Source organism: Corynebacterium variabile (genome assembly GCF_006539825.1).
In the GTDB taxonomy this organism is placed as follows: domain Bacteria; phylum Actinomycetota; class Actinomycetes; order Mycobacteriales; family Mycobacteriaceae; genus Corynebacterium; species Corynebacterium variabile.
Genome location: NZ_BJNT01000003.1, coordinates 18,625 through 37,163 on the forward strand (window position 1 = coordinate 18,625; position 18,539 = coordinate 37,163).

Annotated in this window: 18 protein-coding genes and 1 riboswitch; of the genes, 10 read left to right on the forward strand and 8 right to left on the reverse strand. The window is 67.5% G+C overall.

All coding sequences use genetic code 11. The features are described 5' to 3' along the window. Nucleotides 1-50: 50 nt before the first annotated feature. Nucleotides 51-1,004: an aldo/keto reductase gene (locus CVA01_RS01065; protein WP_170209649.1), complete on the forward strand. Its 954-nt coding sequence runs from the start codon at nt 51-53 to the stop codon at nt 1,002-1,004. 44 nt (nt 1,005-1,048) lie between these two features. Further along, nucleotides 1,049-2,722 carry a peptide chain release factor 3 gene (locus tag CVA01_RS01070; RefSeq protein WP_073883922.1) on the forward strand — a complete coding sequence of 558 codons (1,674 nt, stop codon included), beginning with the start codon at nt 1,049-1,051 and terminating at the stop codon, nt 2,720-2,722. On the opposite strand, the gene CVA01_RS15555 is transcribed toward CVA01_RS01070, so the two are convergent. Beyond that, nucleotides 2,719-2,823 (reverse strand): hypothetical protein, encoded by a 105-nt coding sequence (locus CVA01_RS15555; RefSeq protein WP_373862650.1) that lies wholly within the window; start codon nt 2,821-2,823, stop codon nt 2,719-2,721. The two genes, CVA01_RS01070 and CVA01_RS15555, sit on opposite strands and share 4 nt — an antisense overlap. On the opposite strand from CVA01_RS15555, the gene CVA01_RS15040 reads away from it, so the two are divergent. Further along, a complete protein-coding gene (locus CVA01_RS15040; RefSeq protein ID WP_174775585.1) occupies nt 2,775-3,116 on the forward strand; it encodes a M15 family metallopeptidase domain-containing protein in 342 nt (113 codons plus the stop codon). The two genes, CVA01_RS15555 and CVA01_RS15040, sit on opposite strands and share 49 nt — an antisense overlap. A 10-nt stretch (nt 3,117-3,126) precedes the next feature. Here CVA01_RS15040 and CVA01_RS01085 read toward each other — a convergent pair whose 3' ends face one another. The 5 genes from CVA01_RS01085 to CVA01_RS01105 are packed head-to-tail and all read right to left on the reverse strand — an operon-like array spanning nt 3,127 to nt 7,500. Further along, nucleotides 3,127-4,206 (reverse strand): alpha/beta hydrolase-fold protein, encoded by a 1,080-nt coding sequence (locus CVA01_RS01085; protein ID WP_141327949.1) that lies wholly within the window; start codon nt 4,204-4,206, stop codon nt 3,127-3,129. Between the two features lie 10 nt (nt 4,207-4,216). Beyond that, a complete protein-coding gene (locus CVA01_RS01090) occupies nt 4,217-4,855 on the reverse strand; it encodes an isochorismatase family protein (RefSeq protein ID WP_141327951.1) in 639 nt (212 codons plus the stop codon). Next, nucleotides 4,845-5,972, reverse strand: a complete 1,128-nt coding sequence (locus tag CVA01_RS01095) for an isochorismate synthase (RefSeq protein ID WP_073883919.1) — start codon at nt 5,970-5,972, stop codon at nt 4,845-4,847. Before CVA01_RS01095 ends, CVA01_RS01090 begins: the two co-directional genes overlap by 11 nt. Next, nucleotides 5,965-6,768: an SDR family oxidoreductase gene (locus tag CVA01_RS01100; protein ID WP_141327955.1), complete on the reverse strand. Its 804-nt coding sequence runs from the start codon at nt 6,766-6,768 to the stop codon at nt 5,965-5,967. The genes CVA01_RS01095 and CVA01_RS01100 overlap by 8 nt, the downstream gene beginning before the upstream one ends. 54 nt (nt 6,769-6,822) lie before the next feature. Then, nucleotides 6,823-7,500, reverse strand: coding sequence for a hypothetical protein (locus CVA01_RS01105; protein WP_141327957.1), 678 nt, complete (start codon nt 7,498-7,500; stop codon nt 6,823-6,825). A 119-nt stretch (nt 7,501-7,619) separates the two neighbouring features. Between CVA01_RS01105 and CVA01_RS01110 the strand changes: the two genes are divergently transcribed. The 4 genes from CVA01_RS01110 to CVA01_RS01125 all read left to right on the forward strand — a co-directional run bounded on the left by CVA01_RS01110 (nt 7,620) and on the right by CVA01_RS01125 (nt 12,815). Next, on the forward strand, nt 7,620-10,019 hold the full coding sequence (locus CVA01_RS01110; protein WP_141327959.1) for an MMPL family transporter: 2,400 nt from the start codon (nt 7,620-7,622) through the stop codon (nt 10,017-10,019). A 16-nt stretch (nt 10,020-10,035) separates the two neighbouring features. Then, nucleotides 10,036-10,689, forward strand: a complete 654-nt coding sequence (locus CVA01_RS01115; RefSeq protein ID WP_141328125.1) for a TetR/AcrR family transcriptional regulator — start codon at nt 10,036-10,038, stop codon at nt 10,687-10,689. A gap of 151 nt (nt 10,690-10,840) precedes the next feature. Beyond that, a riboswitch (FMN riboswitch) is annotated at nt 10,841-10,973 on the forward strand. Nucleotides 10,974-10,982: 9 nt separating this feature from the next. Continuing rightward, nucleotides 10,983-11,780 (forward strand): nicotinamide mononucleotide transporter family protein, encoded by a 798-nt coding sequence (locus CVA01_RS01120; protein WP_141327961.1) that lies wholly within the window; start codon nt 10,983-10,985, stop codon nt 11,778-11,780. 147 nt (nt 11,781-11,927) lie between these two features. Next, the gene (locus CVA01_RS01125) at nt 11,928-12,815 is read left to right on the forward strand and encodes a phosphatase PAP2 family protein (RefSeq protein ID WP_141328129.1); all 888 of its coding nucleotides are present in this window, start codon (nt 11,928-11,930) and stop codon (nt 12,813-12,815) included. Between the two features lie 28 nt (nt 12,816-12,843). On the opposite strand, the gene CVA01_RS01130 is transcribed toward CVA01_RS01125, so the two are convergent. Next, on the reverse strand, nt 12,844-13,932 hold the full coding sequence (locus tag CVA01_RS01130) for an enoyl-CoA hydratase/isomerase family protein (RefSeq protein WP_244938077.1): 1,089 nt from the start codon (nt 13,930-13,932) through the stop codon (nt 12,844-12,846). 164 nt (nt 13,933-14,096) lie between these two features. Between CVA01_RS01130 and CVA01_RS01135 the strand changes: the two genes are divergently transcribed. Next, on the forward strand, nt 14,097-15,959 hold the full coding sequence (locus tag CVA01_RS01135; protein WP_141327963.1) for an AMP-dependent synthetase/ligase: 1,863 nt from the start codon (nt 14,097-14,099) through the stop codon (nt 15,957-15,959). A 6-nt stretch (nt 15,960-15,965) separates the two neighbouring features. Here the strand turns inward: CVA01_RS01135 and ppk2 are convergent, their stop codons facing one another. Next, complete coding sequence (ppk2, locus tag CVA01_RS01140) at nt 15,966-16,844, reverse strand: polyphosphate kinase 2 (protein ID WP_141327965.1); 879 nt, start codon at nt 16,842-16,844, stop codon at nt 15,966-15,968. 155 nt (nt 16,845-16,999) lie between these two features. On the opposite strand from ppk2, the gene CVA01_RS01145 reads away from it, so the two are divergent. Further along, nucleotides 17,000-18,073 (forward strand): DUF222 domain-containing protein, encoded by a 1,074-nt coding sequence (locus CVA01_RS01145; protein WP_141327967.1) that lies wholly within the window; start codon nt 17,000-17,002, stop codon nt 18,071-18,073. A 153-nt stretch (nt 18,074-18,226) separates the two neighbouring features. Then, nucleotides 18,227-18,451 carry a hypothetical protein gene (locus tag CVA01_RS01150; protein WP_141327970.1) on the forward strand — a complete coding sequence of 75 codons (225 nt, stop codon included), beginning with the start codon at nt 18,227-18,229 and terminating at the stop codon, nt 18,449-18,451. Nucleotides 18,452-18,539: the final 88 nt, after the last annotated feature.

The window sequence follows — 18,539 nt, forward strand, 5'->3', positions numbered from 1 at the left end:
CCCCGCACCGTGACCGGCACGCGGCGTCCGACGAGGGGACAATGGAGGCCATGAACCCACTTCCCTCCCCCTCTGTCGTCCTCGGTACCTGGTCCTGGGGCTCCGGTGACGTCGGCGGCGACACTGTCTTCGGCAACCACCTCGACACCGCCGACCTGAAGCCCGTGGTGGACGCAGCGATGGCCGCCGGCCTCACCCTCTTCGACACCGCCCCCGTGTACGCCATGGGCGCCTCCGAGACCATCCTCGGCGAGCTCCTCGCCGACTACGACCGGGAGAGCTACCAGCTGTCCACGAAGTTCACCCCTGGGATCGTCGACCAGTACGGCGACTCCATGGAACAGATGCTGGACGCCAGCCTGTCCCGCCTGCGCACCGACCATGTCGACGTGTACTGGATCCACAACCAGGACGATGTCGAACACTGGACCCCGCAGCTCATCCCCCTGGTGCAGTCCGGGAAGGTGCGGCAGGTCGGCGTCTCCAACCACAGTCTCGCCCAGATCGGGCGGGTCGTGGAGATCCTGGCTGAGGGTGGCGTCCCGCTGTCCGCGGTGCAGAACCACTACAGCCTGCTCTTCCGTGACTCCGAGACCACCGGGGTCCTGGACTTCTGCCACGAGCACGGCATCTCCTTCTGGCCGTACATGGTCCTGGAGCAGGGCGCACTGACCGGCGCCTACGGTGTAGGAAACCCGCTGCCGGAAGGCAGTGGGCGGGCGGAGAGCTACAACCCGGTCCTGCCGCAGCTCACCGAGCTCACCGCCGCCATGGCCCGGATCGGTGAGGCACACGGCGGGCTGTCCGTCGCCGAGGTCGCCACGGCCTGGGCCCGCGGCAAGGGCACCGTGCCGATCATCGGCGTGACGAAGACCCGGCACATCGACTCCCAGGTCCGCGCCGCCGGTCTCTCCCTCACCGAGGCAGAGAACGACGAGATCGAGCAGCTCGCCGCCGCCACCGGGGTCGAGGTCCGGGGCGGCTGGGAGAAGCCGCTGCAGTAGCCGGGCACCGGTAACCGGGCACTGACCGGGTAGGATGATCAGCCGTGTCAGATACCGCCAGTTCCGCCAGCCCGTCCACCGTCGCCGCCGAGTCGCACCGTCGCCGCACCTTCGCCGTCATCGCCCACCCGGACGCCGGTAAGTCGACGCTGACCGAGGCCCTGGCTCTCCACGCCCACGTCATCAACGAGGCCGGCGCGGTCCACGGCAAGGCCGGACGCAAGTCCACGGTCTCCGACTGGATGGAGATGGAGAAGGACCGCGGTATCTCGGTAGCCTCCTCGGCTCTGCAGTTCGAGTACGCACCCGAGGGCCACGAGGGCGAGCCGTACATGATCAACCTCGTCGACACCCCCGGTCACGCCGACTTCTCGGAGGACACCTACCGCGTCCTCACCGCCGTCGACGCCGCCGTCATGCTCGTCGACGGTGCCAAGGGTCTTGAGCCGCAGACCCTCAAGCTGTTCCGGGTGTGCAAGGCCCGCGGCCTGCCGATCATCACCGTGATCAACAAGTGGGACCGCCCCGGTAAAGAGCCGCTGGAGCTCGTCGACGAGATCGTCACCGAGATCGGCCTGCAGCCCACTCCGCTGTACTGGCCGGTCGGCGAGGCCGGTGACTTCCGCGGCCTGGCGAAGCTCACCGCCGACGGCGAGCCGGAGGAGTACATCCGCTTCCTGCGCACCGCCGGCGGTTCCTCCATCGCCCCGGAGGAGCACTACTCCCCCGCCGAGGCGTCGGAGAAGGAAGAGGGAGCCTGGGACACCGCCGCCGAGGAGGCCGAGCTGCTCGCCGCCGACGGTGCCGTGCACGACCAGGAGCTCTTCCTCGACTGCACGACCTCCCCTCTGATCTTCGCCTCCGCGATGCTGAACTTCGGCGTCCACCAGATCCTCGACACGCTGTGCGCCCTGGCCCCCGAGCCCGGTGCCCGCGAGTCCGACCCGAAGGCGGTCGAGGCCGCGGCGTCCTCCGGCGGTTCGGCGGTCGAGAAGATCCGTGAGGTCGACGAGGCGTTCTCCGGCGTGGTCTTCAAGGTCCAGGCCGGAATGGACACCCACCACCGCGACAAGCTCGCCTTCATGCGCGTCGTCTCCGGTCGCTTCGAGCGCGGCATGCAGGTCACCCACGCCCAGTCCGGCCGCACCTTCTCCACGAAGTACGCGCTGACCGTCTTCGGCCGCGACCGCACCACCGTCGAGGACGCCTGGCCCGGCGACATCGTGGGACTGGTCAACGCCGGTGCGCTGGCCCCCGGTGACACGATCTATGCAGGACGCCGCGTCCAGTTCCGCCCAATGCCGCAGTTCGCCCCGGAGAGCTTCCGGACGCTGCGCGCGAAGACGCTGGGCAAGTACAAGCAGTTCCGCAAGGCCCTCGACCAGCTCGACTCCGAGGGCGTGGTGCAGATCCTGCGCAACGACGCCCGCGGTGACGCGAACCCGGTGATGGCCGCCGTCGGTCCGATGCAGTTCGAGGTCATGCAGGCCCGGATGGCCGGCGAGTACAACGTCGAGACCGTCACCGAGCCGATCCCCTACCAGGTCGCCCGCCGCACCGACGCCGCATCCGCGCCTGAGCTGGGACGCCAGCGCGGTGTGGAGATCTTCACCCGCACCGACGGCGAACTCATCGCCCTGTTCGGTGACAAGTGGAAGCTCGCTTTCGTGGAGAAGGAGCACCCGGAGCTCACCATGGAGCCTCTGGTCGCGGACTAACTGTCCTTCTCGGGGAAGGTGACGGAGACAGTCAGTCCCCCTTCCGCCCGAGGTGCGAGATCCAGTACTCCGCCGTGGGCGGTCACGATCCGTTGGGCCACGGCAAGCCCCAGTCCAGCGCAGACTCCTGTCCGATGCCGTCGACGACTACGGTTCGCTGGAGGAGGCGTCCCGGTGGGTCGCGCCTCCGGAGACCTCCCTGGATGTCGCGGGAGCTGCCGTCGACCTCGGTCCGGTGGACGGGGCGGCATGGCTCGACCAGAACGGCGCGGCCTACGGACTGTGCCGGACCTACGCCAACGAAGTCTGGCATTTCGAATATTTCGGCGACGCCCCGCCTACCGGATACCCCGCCATGTACACGGATGCCGCCCATGATCCCCGGTTGCTCTGACCTCTCCCGATCAGCCCAGCAACTGCACCAGCCCGCGGGTCAGTGCCCCGGTCCACCCCGCCATCTCGTGGCCGTGGGTGGAGATCTCGCAGGTCGCGGGCACTCCGGCGTCCACCAGGGCCCGGTGCACCGCGAGTGTGTGGTCAGCCATGGTGGTGTTGCCCGCGCCCGGGCGTCCTTCACCGGTCCCGGCACTGAGGTGGACCCGGATGCCCTCCGGCGGGGTGCCGGCAGCGGTGCGTTCGCGGATCTCCGCGGCGACCTCTCCCCCGGCCTGCTCAGAGTCCCAGGCGGGGTACCAGAAGGAACCTGAGGTACTCACCGCGTAACCGACCGCATCCGGCCTGCTGAGGACGAGGGCCAGCGCCGACAGTCCGCCGAGACTCTCCCCGGAGATAACCGTGCGCTGTGGGTCAGCAAGAACGCTGACCTGCTCCCACGCCCACGGGATCACCCGGTCGGCGATGAGTTCCCGGTACGCCGCGGAGCGGGTGAGCAGCTCATAGCGTCCTGCATAAGTGTCCACCGCGACGACGCCGGTCCGGGGCAGGCGTCCTGCAGCGTGAAGACGACGCAACGCGGCGGGCAGGGCGGTCGCCGCCCAGTTCCGGCCGTCGCTGAGAACCAGGACATAGTCCGCATCCGGGAGGTCAGCGGTCCACAGGGAGCGACCGTCGAGCGGGGTCTCCTCCCACCCGGGACTGTCCGCGGAGTCCCAGCCGGCCTGCTCCGGCGCCTCCGACATGACGAGCCTGCCGGAGGCTTCCCCGAAGCCCTCCGACCAGGCGGCCGGGTGCCACGCCGGGTGGTCGAGCACGTGCGGCACGGTCTGACCGACAACGGTCATCCAGCGGACGCGGGAATCGGGCTCGGCGTCGACCTGCGCGGCAAGCTCCCCGGTCACCGGCATGATCCGGTAGGACGCGACGAGACCCTCGGGCACCTCCACCGTCGACTCCCACCGGTCGCCGACCCGGTTCATCCGGTGGAAGTCCGGGTCATGGTGGTCGTGGACCCCGGTGACGTGGAGGTGGACGCGGTCCACCGCGGGCATGTCGGTGGGAGCGCTCCAGGTGAAGGTGATCAGCACTCAGACCAGACTAGTCGGCCCAGTGTTGCAGGACGGCGTCCGTGTCGAGCACCACGCCGGCGCGGCGGCCGGTCCACTGCAGGGCGAGCCGGTGCTCGGTGCCGGAAAAGTCACCGAGGGCGTCGGCGACGAGGAAGGGCTGCACCCCGCCCATGAAGGACTCCACCGCGGTCACCGAGCAGCCGATGGAGGCGTAGACGCCGGTGATGACCAGCTGATCGCGGCCCAGAGCGGCGAGCTGCTCGTCGAAGTCGCTGTAGGCGTAGGCGGAGTAGCGCCACTTGGTCAGCACACGATCCCCGTCGACAGGGGTGACCTCGTCGATGATCTGCGCACCCTCGGGGTTGCCTGTCAGGCCCGGCCCCCACCAGTCGTTGAGCAGGGCGCGCTTCTCCACCGGCTGGTCGGAGGGCTGGGCGGTGTAGAACACCGGGATCCCCGCCGCGCGGGCCCGGGCGATGAGCCGTGCGGTGTTCGGGACGAGACTGGCCAACGGCTCAGCCGCCGGGTCGAAGGGCTTCAGGAAGTGCCGCTGCATGTCGTGGACCAGCAGGGCGCTCCGCGTGGGGTCGGGGGTCCAGTCGACGACCGGCTCGGGCCAGGAGTCCGGCAGGTCGTAGGAGATGAGATCAGGCAGATCAGTGGCCATGGATGAGCTCCTTCGCCGGGACGATGCCCAGCCCTTCGAGGATGGTGCGCAGTTTCGCGCCGGTCTCGGTGAACTCGGAGTCCGGGTCGGAACCGTCGACGATGCCGGCGCCGGCCCAGGCGGTGACGCGGTCCCCGTCGAACTCGGCGGCCCGGATGGAGACGACCCAGTCTCCGTCACCGTCGGCGTCGCACCAGCCGGCGGTCCCCGCGAAGTAGCGACGGTCGGCCTTCTCGAGGTCATGGATCCGGTCCATGGCTTCGCGGGTGGGGACGCCGGCGACCGCTGGCGTGGGGTGCAGCAGACGTGCCAGGGAGAGGGCGTCCGTGCCCTCGGCCGCGGGATCCCTGAGCCGTCCGGTGATCCGGCTGCCGAGGTGCCACATCTTGTCGGTGGCCAGCAGTTCCGGCTGGTCAGGAACCTCGAGCTCCGCACACCACGGGGCGAGGGTCTCGGCGATCATGTCGACGACGAAGGCGTGCTCGTAGTGGTCCTTCGGCGAGCCGGTCAGTCTTTCCGACCGGCGGCAGTCCTCCACCGGATCACTGCTGCGCGGCGCGGATCCGGCCAACGGGTGGCTGATGATCCGGTCACCACGACGGGAGATCAGCAGCTCGGGACTGGCCCCGAGAAAGGCCTGCGCCCCACCGAGCGGGACGGAGAAGACCCAGGCATTGCGGTTGCGCGCGGTGAGCCGACGCAGCAGGGACTCCCACTCGGGGCGCTGGTCGAGGGTGGCCCGCACGGCGCGGCCCAGGACGACCTTACCGAGGTCGTTCTCCTGCACCAGGGTGTCGAGCGCGGCACGGACGGCACCGGTGTAGGCGTCCTCCAGACCCGGGTCAACGGCGACAGGATGGACGCCGGCGCCGGTGAACTCCGGGCCGACCCCGACGGCGAGGGTGCCCGGGGTGAGCGGCAGGTCGGTGGCGTAGAGCCGGTCACCGGTACCGGTGCGGTGGTCGAAGGGCAGGGCACCGACGACGGTACGGCCGGGTTCCCACTCCGCGATCGGGCTGAGATGCCCGGAGGGGACGTGGATGCCGGTGGTACCGCGGCGGAAAGAGAAGTCGCCGCGGCGGGAGGGCGCCAGGGGCTGCAGCAGAGGATCAGGCATGGAGTGTGGCTCCTCCGTCGACGTAGATCTCCTGGAGCACGACATGCCGCGCCTCCGGAGAAGAGAGGAAGACGACGACCTCGGCGACGTCGTCGGCGGTGGCGATCCGGCCGAGCGGGATGCCTAACCGGGCGGTGGCGAGGTCGCCGCCGAGGACGCGGGCCTTGCCGGCGGCGGCGTCGTCTCCCCAGTAGTCGCGCTGCATGGCTGTGTCGGTAGACCCGGGATTCACGACATTGCAGCGGATCCCGTCGGCGGCGACCTCGAGGCCGAGACTGCGGGTGACGGCGGAGGCTGCGGCCTTGGAGGCGGCGTAGACGCCCATGCCGTGGCGGGGGACGCCCGCGGCGTTGGAGGCGATGACGGTGATCGCCCGGTCGGTTGCCGCACCCTCCTGCGACAGTCCCTGCGCCGTCATGACGCGGGCGGCGGCCCGGGTGACGAGGAAGGTGCCGCGGGCGTTGACGGCGAAGACGCGGTCGAAGTCGGCGGGTTCCGTCTCTGCGACGGAGACACCCGGGCCGAGGACGCCGGCACCGTGGATGACACGGGTGATCCGGCCCGCCCCAGCAGCCGCGGAGAACAGGTCGGAGACGGCGTCCTCGTCGGAGACATCGCAGGTCACGGTGCGGATGTCGGCAAATGCCGGGAGGTCGCCGACAGCAGAGGCGAGGGCCTGCGGGTCGCGGTCGGCGAGAATCAGGGTGGACGGTCGGTCAGTACGGCTGAGGAGCAGTCTCGCGACCGCGGTCCCCATACCTCCGGCAGCGCCGGTGACTACAGCAACATCACTCACGACAGGTGAGGCTAACTTATGGATCCATCTCCGTCCAAGCCCCGGTGAAACATGTCACAGAAAATGTGCTGACCCGAGCGCCATGAGCATGACGGCGGCCAGCACTCCGGCGGTCCGGGCTACTGCGACACTGTTGTGCCGCATCCGCTCGAACTGGCGCCCCACCCAGGACTGTGGCCTCACCCGGACGTAGCCGACCGCCAGAGCCGTCAGGAACGGGAGACTCAGCGCGACACTCGCGTACCCGATCATGCCGACATACCGGGTCGCAGCGCTGAAGTCCCCGGCGCTCATCACGAGAATGCCCGCGAAGAAGGGCCCGGAGGTCGCGGACTGGACCAGACCGAGGATGACACCGGTGCCGAGCGTGGCCAGGGTCGGCGTGCGGAGCGGGCCGAGGATCCGCTCGACCATCGCGGAGCTGTCTCCCTTCCCCAGCAGCGCCATCATGCCGATGAACCAGCCGGTGGCGACAAGCAGGATGCCGAAGATCGGCGAGTCGACGAAGGTGCTCACCGCGTCCCCGATCCCGTCGAAGACCAGGAGTGAGAGCAGCGCGAGCACGAGGACGCCGAGCCAGTCACCGATGACCAGCAGGGTGGCGATACGGGCGTAGGCGCCGCGCCGGCCACCCGCCGAAGCGACCGGCAGCATGACGCCGACGGCGACGATCACACCGATCAACAGGACGTTGAGGGTGTCGACCAGGGCGTAGGACATCACGTGCAGCACGCAGGACAGCCTACAGGTCGCCCGCCGTTGCCAGGGTTCTCCGAGGGTCCGTACAGTGCTGCCCTCATATCCATGCAGTCGATGTGCAACATTGCACCAGCTGTGCAAGAATCTCCCGCATGGCTAAACTCCTCTACCGGATCGGACGATCCGCATACCTTCACCGATGGCGGTTCATCGCCGTCTGGATCCTCATCCTCATCGGTGCCGGCTCCGCAGCCGCCGGCCTGATGAAGAACACCTCCGAGTCGATGACCATCCCGGGACTCGAGTCGCTGGAGACCAATGACAAGGTCATGGAGATCTTCGGCGGGGACGACTCCCTCGAAGCCCCCACCGGGACCGTCGTCGTCCGCGCCCCCGAGGGACAGACCCTCGAGGACACGGACGTCAAGGCCGACCTCGACAAGCTCATCGCCGACCTGCAGGGCAGCGACAAGATCAAGGACACCGACGCCATCGTCGATCCGCTGACCGCCGCGGCGGGCATGGAGCAGCAGCTCACCGAGGCGAAGACCCCCCAGCTCAAGGCCCGGGGTCTGAGTGACAGGGAGATCACTGCCGCGATCGACGCCGATGTCGCCGACCTCTCCCCCGTCAGTGACAACGGCCGTACCGGCACGTTCACCGTCACCCTCGACGCGGAGAACATGCAGGACATCAAGCCCGAGGACGTCACCGCGGTCACCGATCTCATCGACTCCGACAAGACCGGTAACCTCGACATCTCCTACAACGGCAACGCCTTCCAGACCATGGAGGTCGGCGGTTCGTCCGAGCTCATCGGTATGGCCGTCGCCGCCGTGGTCCTCATCGTCACCTTCGGTTCCTTCGTCGCCGCAGGACTGCCGCTGCTCTCCGCCATCGTCGGCGTGGGCACCGGCATGCTGCTCATCTACGCAGGTACCGGTCTGACCGACACGATCAACTCGACCACCCCGACCCTGGCCACGATGATCGGCCTGGCCGTCGGCATCGACTACGCCCTGTTCATCGTCTCGCGGTTCCGCAACGAACTCATCGCCCGGGTCAAGGGCGAGGATCTCGAACCGAAGGAACTCGCCGCCAAGTTCAAGGAACTCCCGGCCCAGGAGCGTGCGCACCTCGCCGGACTCTCCGTCGGCAAGGCCGGCTCCGCCGTGGTCTTCGCCGGCCTCACCGTGCTCATCGCCCTGGCCGCGCTCTCGATCATCAACATCCCCTTCCTCACCGCGATGGCTCTGGCCGCGGCCCTCACCGTCGCCATCGCCGTCGTCGTGGCGCTCACCTTCCTGCCGGCCGTCCTCGGCGCGGTGGGCACCAAGGTCTTCGCCGCGCGTGCTCCGTGGGTCAAGGCCCCGGACCCCGAGAGCGAGAAGCCGACCATGGGCCTCAAGTGGGTCCGCCAGGTCCGCAAGCGTCCGGTCGTCTTCCTCGGCGCATCCGTCCTCGCCCTGCTCCTGCTCGCCATCCCGGTGCTGAACATGCGCCTGGCGATGCCCACCGACGGCACCGCCAACCTCGGCAGCCCGCAGCGCACCGCCTACGAGTGGATCGACGAGGACTTCGGTGCGGGCCGCAACGCCCCGCTCGTCGCGCTCGTGGACGGCAACGGACAGGACCCCGAGACCGCACAGAAGTCCTTCGCCGAAGCGGTCACCGAGATCAGCCAGGTCGACGGCGTCAAGCACGCCCAGCTCACCCAGATGACCGAGGACGCCGGCTACGCGCAGATCCTCATCACCCCGACCACCGGGGCGACCGACGAGGTGACCAGCGAGACCTTGGAGAACCTCCGCACCCTGGAGGGGACCTACTCCGACAACACCGGCGCGTCCTTCGCCGTCACCGGCGTCACCGCCATCTACGACGACATTTCCGACCGTCTGTCCGAGGTGCTCATCCCCTACGTCGCCATCGTGGTGGTGCTGGCGTTCATCCTCCTGATGGTCGTCTTCCGTTCGCTGTGGGTGCCGCTCATTGCGGCCCTCGGCTTCGCCCTCTCGGTGGCCGCCACCTTCGGCGTCACCGTCGGCATCTGGCAGGAGGGCTGGTTCGGCATCACCGATGATCCGCAGCCGCTGCTGTCCTTCCTGCCGATCATGCTCATCGGTATCGTCTTCGGACTCGCGATGGACTACCAGGTGTTCCTGGTGACCCGTATGCGCGAGGGCTACGTCCACGGCAAGACCGCGGGCAACGCCGTCTCCAACGGCTTCAAGCACGGTGCCCGCGTGGTCACCGCCGCCGCCCTGATCATGATGTCCGTGTTCTCCGCGTTCATCCTCATGGACGAGGCGCTGATCAAGGTGATGGGTTCCGCCCTGGCCCTGGCCGTCTTCTTCGACGCCTTCATCGTCCGCATGACCATCGTCCCGGCCACCCTGTTCCTGCTCGGTGACCGCGCCTGGAAGCTCCCGAAGTGGCTGGACAAGATCCTGCCGAAGGTGGACGTCGAGGGAGAAGGTCTCGTCGGCGAGGACGCTGACGCGATCCTGGGCGCGAAGGACAAGAAGGAAAAGGTCGGGTCCGGTGCCTGAGCAGACTCATGAACCCGTGCTGTCCCTGCGGGAGCAGAAGAAGGAGGAGACCCGACGTGCGCTGTCCCGGGCCGCCGCCGAACTGCTCCTCGCCGAGGGCACCGAGAACATGACTGTCGCCGCGATCGCGGAGAAGGCGGGAGTGTCCACCCGGACCTTCCACAACTACTTCCCGCGTCGCGAGGACGCCCTGCTCCTCTTCATCGAGGACACCCTCGATGACTGGTGCCGTCAGGTGGAGGACGCTCCGGAGGGCGAACACCCCCTGGACACCATGCACCGCCTCATCGGTGACCGTCTCAGTGACGGCACCCACCCGGAGGGCGCCCCGGAGAATCCCGGGACACTGCTGAACCTCATGACCATCGGCGACCACCTCAGTGCGGTCACCGGAGCGAAAGAGAAAGCCCGGGTCCAGCACGTCGCGGACGGTCTGCTGGAGGCACTCTACCGGCGCCCGGGACACGGGATGTCCCGGCAGGGTGTGGCACTGCTGCTCATCTCCTCACTGGCTGCCGGGGCCCTGGCCGTGGAACCTGCCCGACAGAACAGCACCGGCACGGAGTGCGGGAGCATTCCGCCGTGGGCCTGGCCGAGCAGCGGCCCGCAGGATGCCCCCTCCCGACTGGAGGAGAGTTTCCGGCTGCTGCGTGCCGGCTTCGGCGGGTAGCCGACACCCGGGACAACCCTGAACCGGCCTGAACCGGCCTGACCGGGGGAGCGGAGATATCCGCTCCCCCGGTTTCGTCTGTCCGGGGCTTTCTTTCTCTCAGGTTCTTTCACTGACGCGACCCACCGGGCGGTGTAACGTAATCTCCCGTACAGATTCTCAGGGCGGGGTGGAATTCCCCACCGGCGGTGAAAGCCCGCGAGCGCCACCTCCACCAGGTGGGTCCAGCAGATCCGGTGTGATTCCGGAGCCGACGGTCACAGTCCGGACGGGAGAGAAAGGCTGGACACCTCATGTCCGGATCATTGTTCACCTCATTACTCGACGCGCAGTGGACCATCGGCGACACCGCCATCCTCTGGCGCGAGATCATCGGCAACGGCTTCGGTATCGCCTCAGCGATCGGCGGCATGCGCCGCGTCGTCTGGGCCTGGCCGGTCGGCATCATCGGTAACGTGCTGCTGTTCACGGTCTTCCTCGGCGGTGTCTTCCACACCCCGCAGGACCTCGACCTCTACGGCCAGGCAGGACGCCAGGTCATGTTCCTCATCGTCAGCACCTACGGCTGGTACCAGTGGCAGAAGGCGAAGCAGGCCGGGATGCGGGAACCGGACCAGACCGACCCCTCCCGGTCCATCGTCACCGAGCCGGCGAACACCTACGAAGCTGTCCAGCCGCACTGGGCCTCCGCGAAGGAACGGCTGTTCATGCTGGTCGTCGCAGTGGGCGGCACCTGCGGCTTCGCCTGGATCTTCTCCTCACTCGGATCCTGGGGCCCCTGGTCGGACGCCTGGATCTTCACCGGCTCCCTGCTCGCCACCCTCGGCATGGCCCGCGGCTGGACCGAGTTCTGGCTCATCTGGATCGCGGTGGACCTGGTCGGCGTCCCCCTGCTGTTCTCGGCGGGGTACTACCCCAGCGCAGTGCTCTACCTCGTGTACGCCGCGTTCGTCGTCTGGGGCTTCGTGGTGTGGTTGAAGGTGCAGCGCGAGACGCGGGCGCGCGAGCTGGTGGAGGGTCCGTCAGACGCCCCGGTGCAGGTCCTCCACAGCGCGTCATCGACCGGCGTGAGTACCGGTCACCTGCACTGACGCGTCCGCTGCCGTGGCGGTGCGCACCGCCGATGTACTGGATATGTCGGGCAGACTGCCGTAAGGTGCACGGGGTATATTGATCGGTTCCGCACACCTCCTCGTCGCGGGCCGCCACGTGGAGGAGGAAGCCCCGTAGTGACCACCATGAGAAATGTCGGCGAAGACAGCGCCATGGATGTGACTGACGGAGCGGGAACTGACGGGACTCCGTCGGTCACCTCCTCGGTCCGTCTCAGTGGCCTGCCCGTCCGGATTCTCAACTACCTTGTCAAGCCCCGCTGGTGGTTCGAGATCGCGATGATCTACGGCATCTACGCCGTGTACTCGCTGATCCGCAACGGCGTCCACGATGTCGAGGAGAAGGCATTCTCCAACGGCCAGTGGATCCTCGATGCCGAGGACAGGTTCGGTCTGGCCTGGGAACGTGGCCTCAACACCTTCCTGGACACCACCCCCTCGGTGGCAGCGGTATGTGCGGTCGTCTACGCGTCGCTCCACTTCATCGTGACACCGGGAACACTGGTCTGGCTCTATGTGAAGCACCACCGTCACTACCGTTTCACCAGCACCGTCCTGATCCTGACCACCTGCCTGGCACTCGTCGGCTTCTACACCCTGCCGACCGCACCGCCGCGGATGTTCGACGGTGAGGGATTCGTCGACATCATGGCGAAGACCGGCACATGGGGCTGGTGGCCGGAATCCGGCACCCCGGCCTCGGACAACATCTCGAACCAGTTCGCCGCCATGCCGTCCCTGCACTGCGCCTGGGCGACCTTCTGCGGCATCGTCATCGTGATGTACACGAAGAACCACGTCGTCCGCGTCCTCGGTGCCCTGTACCCGGTCCTCACCTACTTCGTGGTGATGGGCACCGCGAACCACTACCTGCTCGACGTCGTCGGCGGGCTGGTCACCCTCCTCGTCGGCTTCATCCTGGCCTGGCTGCTGCGGATGGCATGGCAGGCCTACCTGGCCCGGCACCTCGATCCGCAGATCGTCACCCAGCTTTCCGCGAAGGGTGCCGCCTAGCACTTCAGAGGCTCCGCACCTCAGTGGATCAACGCTCCGGCAGCTCCTCGAGCACAGCCCGGATCTCCCCACGGACGCCGTCTCCGATCTCCGCGAGCGTCGCGGGAACGAAGGCGGCGTCCTTCGTCTTGTCGACGAGCACCGCACGCACACCCTCCGCGAAGTCGGGCAGCTGCCGGGCCCGGGAACCCAGGGCGAATTCGGCGTCCAGCGCCTCGCGCAGGGAGTGCTGTGACGAAAACTCCAGCAGCGCAGCCATCGCTTCCAGGGAGCTCGGGCTCGCCGGGGCCAGGAGGTCCCGGGTGAGGGACGCAGTGGCGTCTGTGGCGTCCCTCAGACGGGCGGCGATCTCCGGCCAGCGGACGCCGTCCATGAGCTCGACGATGCGTCCCGCCATCTCCGACAGGGCCGACTCCGGGTACTGCGACTCCTGGACCGCCGTGGCGAAAGCCGCGTCCGCGCCCTCAGCGAAGAGCCGGTCGGCAAAGACGTCGGCGTCAGGCACGAGGTGGGTGGCCAGGCCGGTCCACAGCAGATCCCCGGCAGTCAGCCGGTAGGCGGTCGCTGCGAGCCAGAGGCCGAGCTCCAGGGAGGGCCTCCCCTCGTCCGACTGCGACGGCAGGTGGGTGAAGACGTGGGAGATTCCGACGTCGGTGATGAACCCGATGGCGGCCTCCGGCATCGAGGCCCAGGTCTTCGGGGTGATGACGCGATGTGTCGCGTGCATGGACACGCCCATGCCCCCGCCCATGGTGATCCCGTCGAGCAGCGCGATGACAGGCTTGGGGAAGGTGGCGATCGCATAGTTGACGTCGTACTCCTCAAGGAAGAACGTGTCACCGGGCGCGCGGTCCCCCGCCAGGTCTGTCTCCCGCACCGAGCGCACATCCCCACCCGAGCAGAACGCCTTCGGGGACACCGACCGGATGAGGACCTGCCGGATGCCGTCATCTGCGGCGAAGCGGTCGAGGGCGGCGGCGATGCCGCGGATCATGTCGAGATTCAGGGCATTGAGGGTACGGGGTCGGTCGAGGGTGATGACGCCGGTGGTACCGGCGCCGGTGCCGAGCACTGCGACGGTCACGTCAGCGGCATTGGTGAGTTCAGATTCAGACATGGTTCCCATGGTGACACAGGTCACGGGGTATGTGGAATGAGCCAAGGTTCGATCCCTGTAGGTGAATGACGGACACCCATGATCGACAACATCTTTTGTTTGCTAGAGTGATCCACATCACCAGTGTCGGTACTCCGACCCGAGCCCCCATGAAGGGACCCACGATGACCACTGCCAGCTCCAGCACCCCGACCGTCCACCTCGACCCCGCGGTACAGTCCGTCGGCCACATGCTCCGCCGCCGTGTCGCCGCCACCCCGGACCGTCGGGCCTACAGCTTCCCGACCGAGGACGGCAGCTGGGACGTCGTGACCTGGGCACAGCTCGGGATCCAGGCGGCCGAGGTCGGCGCCGGACTCGTCAGCCTCGGCGTCCAGCCCGAGGACCGGGTCGCCATCGCCAGCACCACCCGCTACGAGTGGGTACTGACGAACTACGGGATCATGGACGCCTCGGCGGCGACCGTCACCGTCTACCCCACCACCATCGCCGACGACGTGCAGTTCATCCTCGACGACTCCGACGCGAAGATCGTCTTCGTGGAGGGTGCCGAGCAGCTCGCCAAGATCACCGGTCTGCGCGACCAGTTGCCCAAGGTCGAGCACGTCGTCCTCATGACCGGCCGGATCCCGGAGGGCACCGACACCTCCTGGGTACTCACCATGCTCGATCTGCGTCACCGTGGCGTCCTCGCGCTGCGCGAGAATCCTGCCATGGTCGATGAGCGTGTGGACGCCACGACGATGGAGCACCTGGCGACGCTGATCTACACGTCAGGAACCACCGGCCGACCCAAGGGTGTCCGCCTGCCCCACCGGGTGTGGGTCTTCGAGGCATACACGGCCGATGCCACGGCGAAGTCCGCCGGCGAAGACCTCCTGACCATCGACGACAAGCAGTTCCTGTGGCTGCCGCTGGCACACGTCATGGGCAAGCTGTTCATGGTGCTGCCGCTCCACTACGGCTTCGAGACCGCCGTCGACGGACGGATCGACAAGATCGTCGACAATCTCGCGGTGGTGAAGCCGACGTTCATGGCGTCCGCCCCGCGTGTCTTCGAGAAGGCCTACAACGGCGTCGAGGCGGCGATGGTGGCCAAGGGCGGCATCACCGAGAAGCTGTACCGGTGGGCGGTGAAGAACGGCGGCGCCGTCTTCGAGGCAGACCACGGCGTCGGTCATGCGGGCGCCTTCACCCGCTGGCAGGCGAAGCTCGGCGACAGGATCGTGCTATCCAAGGTCCGTGAGCGCTTCGGCGGCAGGGCCCGCTTCTTCATCTCCGGTTCCGCCGCCCTGAACCCTGAGATCAGCCGCTGGTTCGGCGCAGTCGGCATGCCCGTTCTGGAGGGTTACGGACTCACCGAGTCCAGCGCCGGAACCACCCTGACACAGCCCTCCCAGTACCGCACCGGCTACGTGGGGCGTCCCCTCAACGGCATCGAGGCGAAGGTGGACAGCGACGGCGAGCTGCTGTTACGCGGCCCGTCGATCATGGACCGCTACCACAACAACCCGGAAGCCACCGCCGAAGTCTTCACCGAGGACGGCTTCTTCCGCACCGGCGACATCGCCGAGATCGACGACCAGGGGCGGATCCGTATCACCGACCGCAAGAAGGAGCTGTTCAAGACCTCGAACGGCAAGTACGTCGCCCCCGCACTCATCGAGTCCACGTTCCGCGGACTGTGCCCGGTGGCCAGCCAGATGGTCGTCATCGGCAACAACCGGAAGTACGTCGGAGCCCTGATCACCCTCGACGACGCCGCGATCACCGCCTGGGCGGAGAAGGCGGGGATCACCGGCAGTTACAAGGAGATCGTCTCTTCGCCGCAGGTCCACGGGCTGGTCGGCGGGTACGTCGATGAGCTGAACGCCACGCTGAACCGGTGGGAACAGATCAAGACCTACCGGATCCTCCCGCGTGATCTCACCGTGGAGCGCCAGGAGATCACCCCGTCGCTGAAACTGCGCCGCAAGGTCATCGCCGAACATTTCAACTACGACATCGAGAAGCTGTTCGAGGAGTAGGAACGGCTACTTCTCCTTCGCCTTGACCCTGGACTTCTCCAGGTCACCGGCGACGTCGGGGACGTAGCGGAACTCGGTGCGCGGGGGGCGCTCATAGGTCGAGTCGCCTTCGGGGCGGGCAGGGATCTTCGGGGGATTGTTCTCGACTTTCTCCCACGGCACCGACTCGAGGATGTGGTTGATGACGTTGATGCGCGAACGCTTCTTGTCCTCACTCTCCACCGTGTACCAGGGGGCAGTCACGGTGTCCGTGTGCGCGAACATCTCGTCCTTGGCCCTGGAGTAGTCCTCCCACCGGGTGATGGACTGCAGGTCCATCGGGGAAAGCTTCCACTGGCGCAGCGGATCCTCGCGCCGTGAGGTGAAGCGGCGGATCTGTTCGTCGTCGGAGACCGAGAACCAGTACTTGCGCAGCATGATGCCGTCCTCGACGAGCATCCGCTCGAACACCGGGGCCTGGTGCAGGAATCTCCGGTACTGCGCGGTGGTGCAGAAGCCCATCACGCGCTCGACGCCGGCCCGGTTGTACCAGGAGCGGTCGAAGATGACGATCTCGCCGGCGGTGGGGAGCTTCTCCACGTAGCGCTGGAAGTACCACTGCCCCTGCTCGCGGGAGGTGGGTGTCGGCAGCGCCTCGACCCGGCAGTACCGCGGGTTGAGGTACTGGGTGATGCGTTTGATCGCGGATCCCTTACCCGCCGCGTCGCGTCCCTCCATGATGATGACGACGCGGGCCCCGGTCTCCCGGACCCACTGCTGCATCTCCACGAGCTGGGCCTGGAGTTCCTCCAGCCGTTTCTCGTAGGCCTTCTTGTCGAGCTTCGGCGGTGAACCGACGGATTCGTCGGCGCCGGTGGTCGGGACATTCCTACTGTTCGCGGACATGCCCGGAGTTTACCGCGCACGGTCTTCGGCGGCCCTGCGACGAATTCCCCCGGGAGTACCCCTTGTCGATCACACATTCGATGGATATAATGATCATTACTGAAAGTGTATATCTCTGGCGACCGTAATACATCACCTGATCGAGAGGAACGGCCGTGGACGACGGCAACGGGTGGGACATCCCCGAGCCCCGACCCCCGGTCGGCAGCGTGGTCGATCTACAGGCCGCACTGGACGCTCTCGGCGCTGCGGTGGAGGCGGTTGTCGCGCACGGCGCCGACACGTGGGCCCGGTTGAACCAGTACGACCGCACCCATGCGGCGAAGCGGATGGAGGCGTCCCGTAAGAAGTTGTCGTTGGCGGACGCCGCTTTCATCACCGCCCATGAGGACGCCATGTCGGACATTCCGGCACGTCGGGTCCGCCTCATCAGCCGGATCCTCAACATCACGCGGCGCGAGGCAAAGGTCAGGCTGGCCGCGGCGACCCGGATCAGTGGGCGTCCCGATCCCTGGGCCGCGGATCCCGGTGCACCCGTTCCCGACTACATGCCGTACCTCGCGGACGCAGTAGCCACCGGCGACGCAGCCTGCACCGCCGTGGAGAAGGTCGACCGGCAGATCCGCGCCCTGCCGGCCTCCGTCCAGGCGGAGATCACGGCAGCGGCGGATGAACCCTGCGCCACGCTGGTGAGGACGCAGGGACCGGATTCACTGGATTCCCTGCGGAACTTCCTGCTCGACCTGGCCGGTGCAGAAGAGACGTACACGGACAAGGACCATCAGCGGTTGCGGTCCTTCACCGTGGGGCGCCAGGGCATCGACGGGATGACGCCGGTACGCGGACTCCTCACTCCGGAGGCTGCGGCGACACTCACCCGCCTGATGATCGACCATGCATCCACCGGTTCCCTGTGCGACGGGAGGGACGAGGCGAACGAGGACACACGAACCCCGGATCAACGCCGGCATGACGCCCTGCTCGCCGGGTACGGTCCGGACAAGCCGTTGGCGACCGGACGTGGTGCGACCACCATCGTCGCGGTGATGGGCATCGACCAGCTCTCCTCCGGACGCGGCACCGCTCTGACGGACGTCGGTGTCCATGTGCCGGTCTCCACCCTTGTCAAGGACCCGGAGAGCATCACCGGCTGCCTGCAGATCCAGGGATTCGAGGGGCGCACCCTGTTCTTCGGCCGGACCCGTCGGCTCGGCAGCCTCGACCAGTAACTCGCACTTGTCGGTGAGGAGGGGATGAGTTCGGCCCCGGGATCGGACTCGCCACCGGCCGCAAGCCTCATGCACCACATTGTCGGGTGGTCAGCAGGGGGCAGGACAGATCTGGACAACTTCACCTTCGCCGCTCCCCCACAGCATGCGTTGGTGGACGACACACAGACCGACCCTGACCGGTGGTGGACGCACGTCGCGCCTCCTGAGTCCGGACGCCGCGTCGACCGGATCCCGCCGCAGAGCGCAGACCCGGACCGGGCACCGGTCCACAACGACCACCCGACCGTCTGGCGACATCCCGGGGTGACGCGGCGGCGCAGGTTCCGGGACAGGGACCTCAACGGTGAGGACCCTGCGGACAGTGACACACCGTGAGAGGCGGGAGGATCCAGCCCCCGGCACACGTCCCGACACCACCCCAGCGGAGGTAACACCTGTGTGAAATATGCACACGGACCCTCCG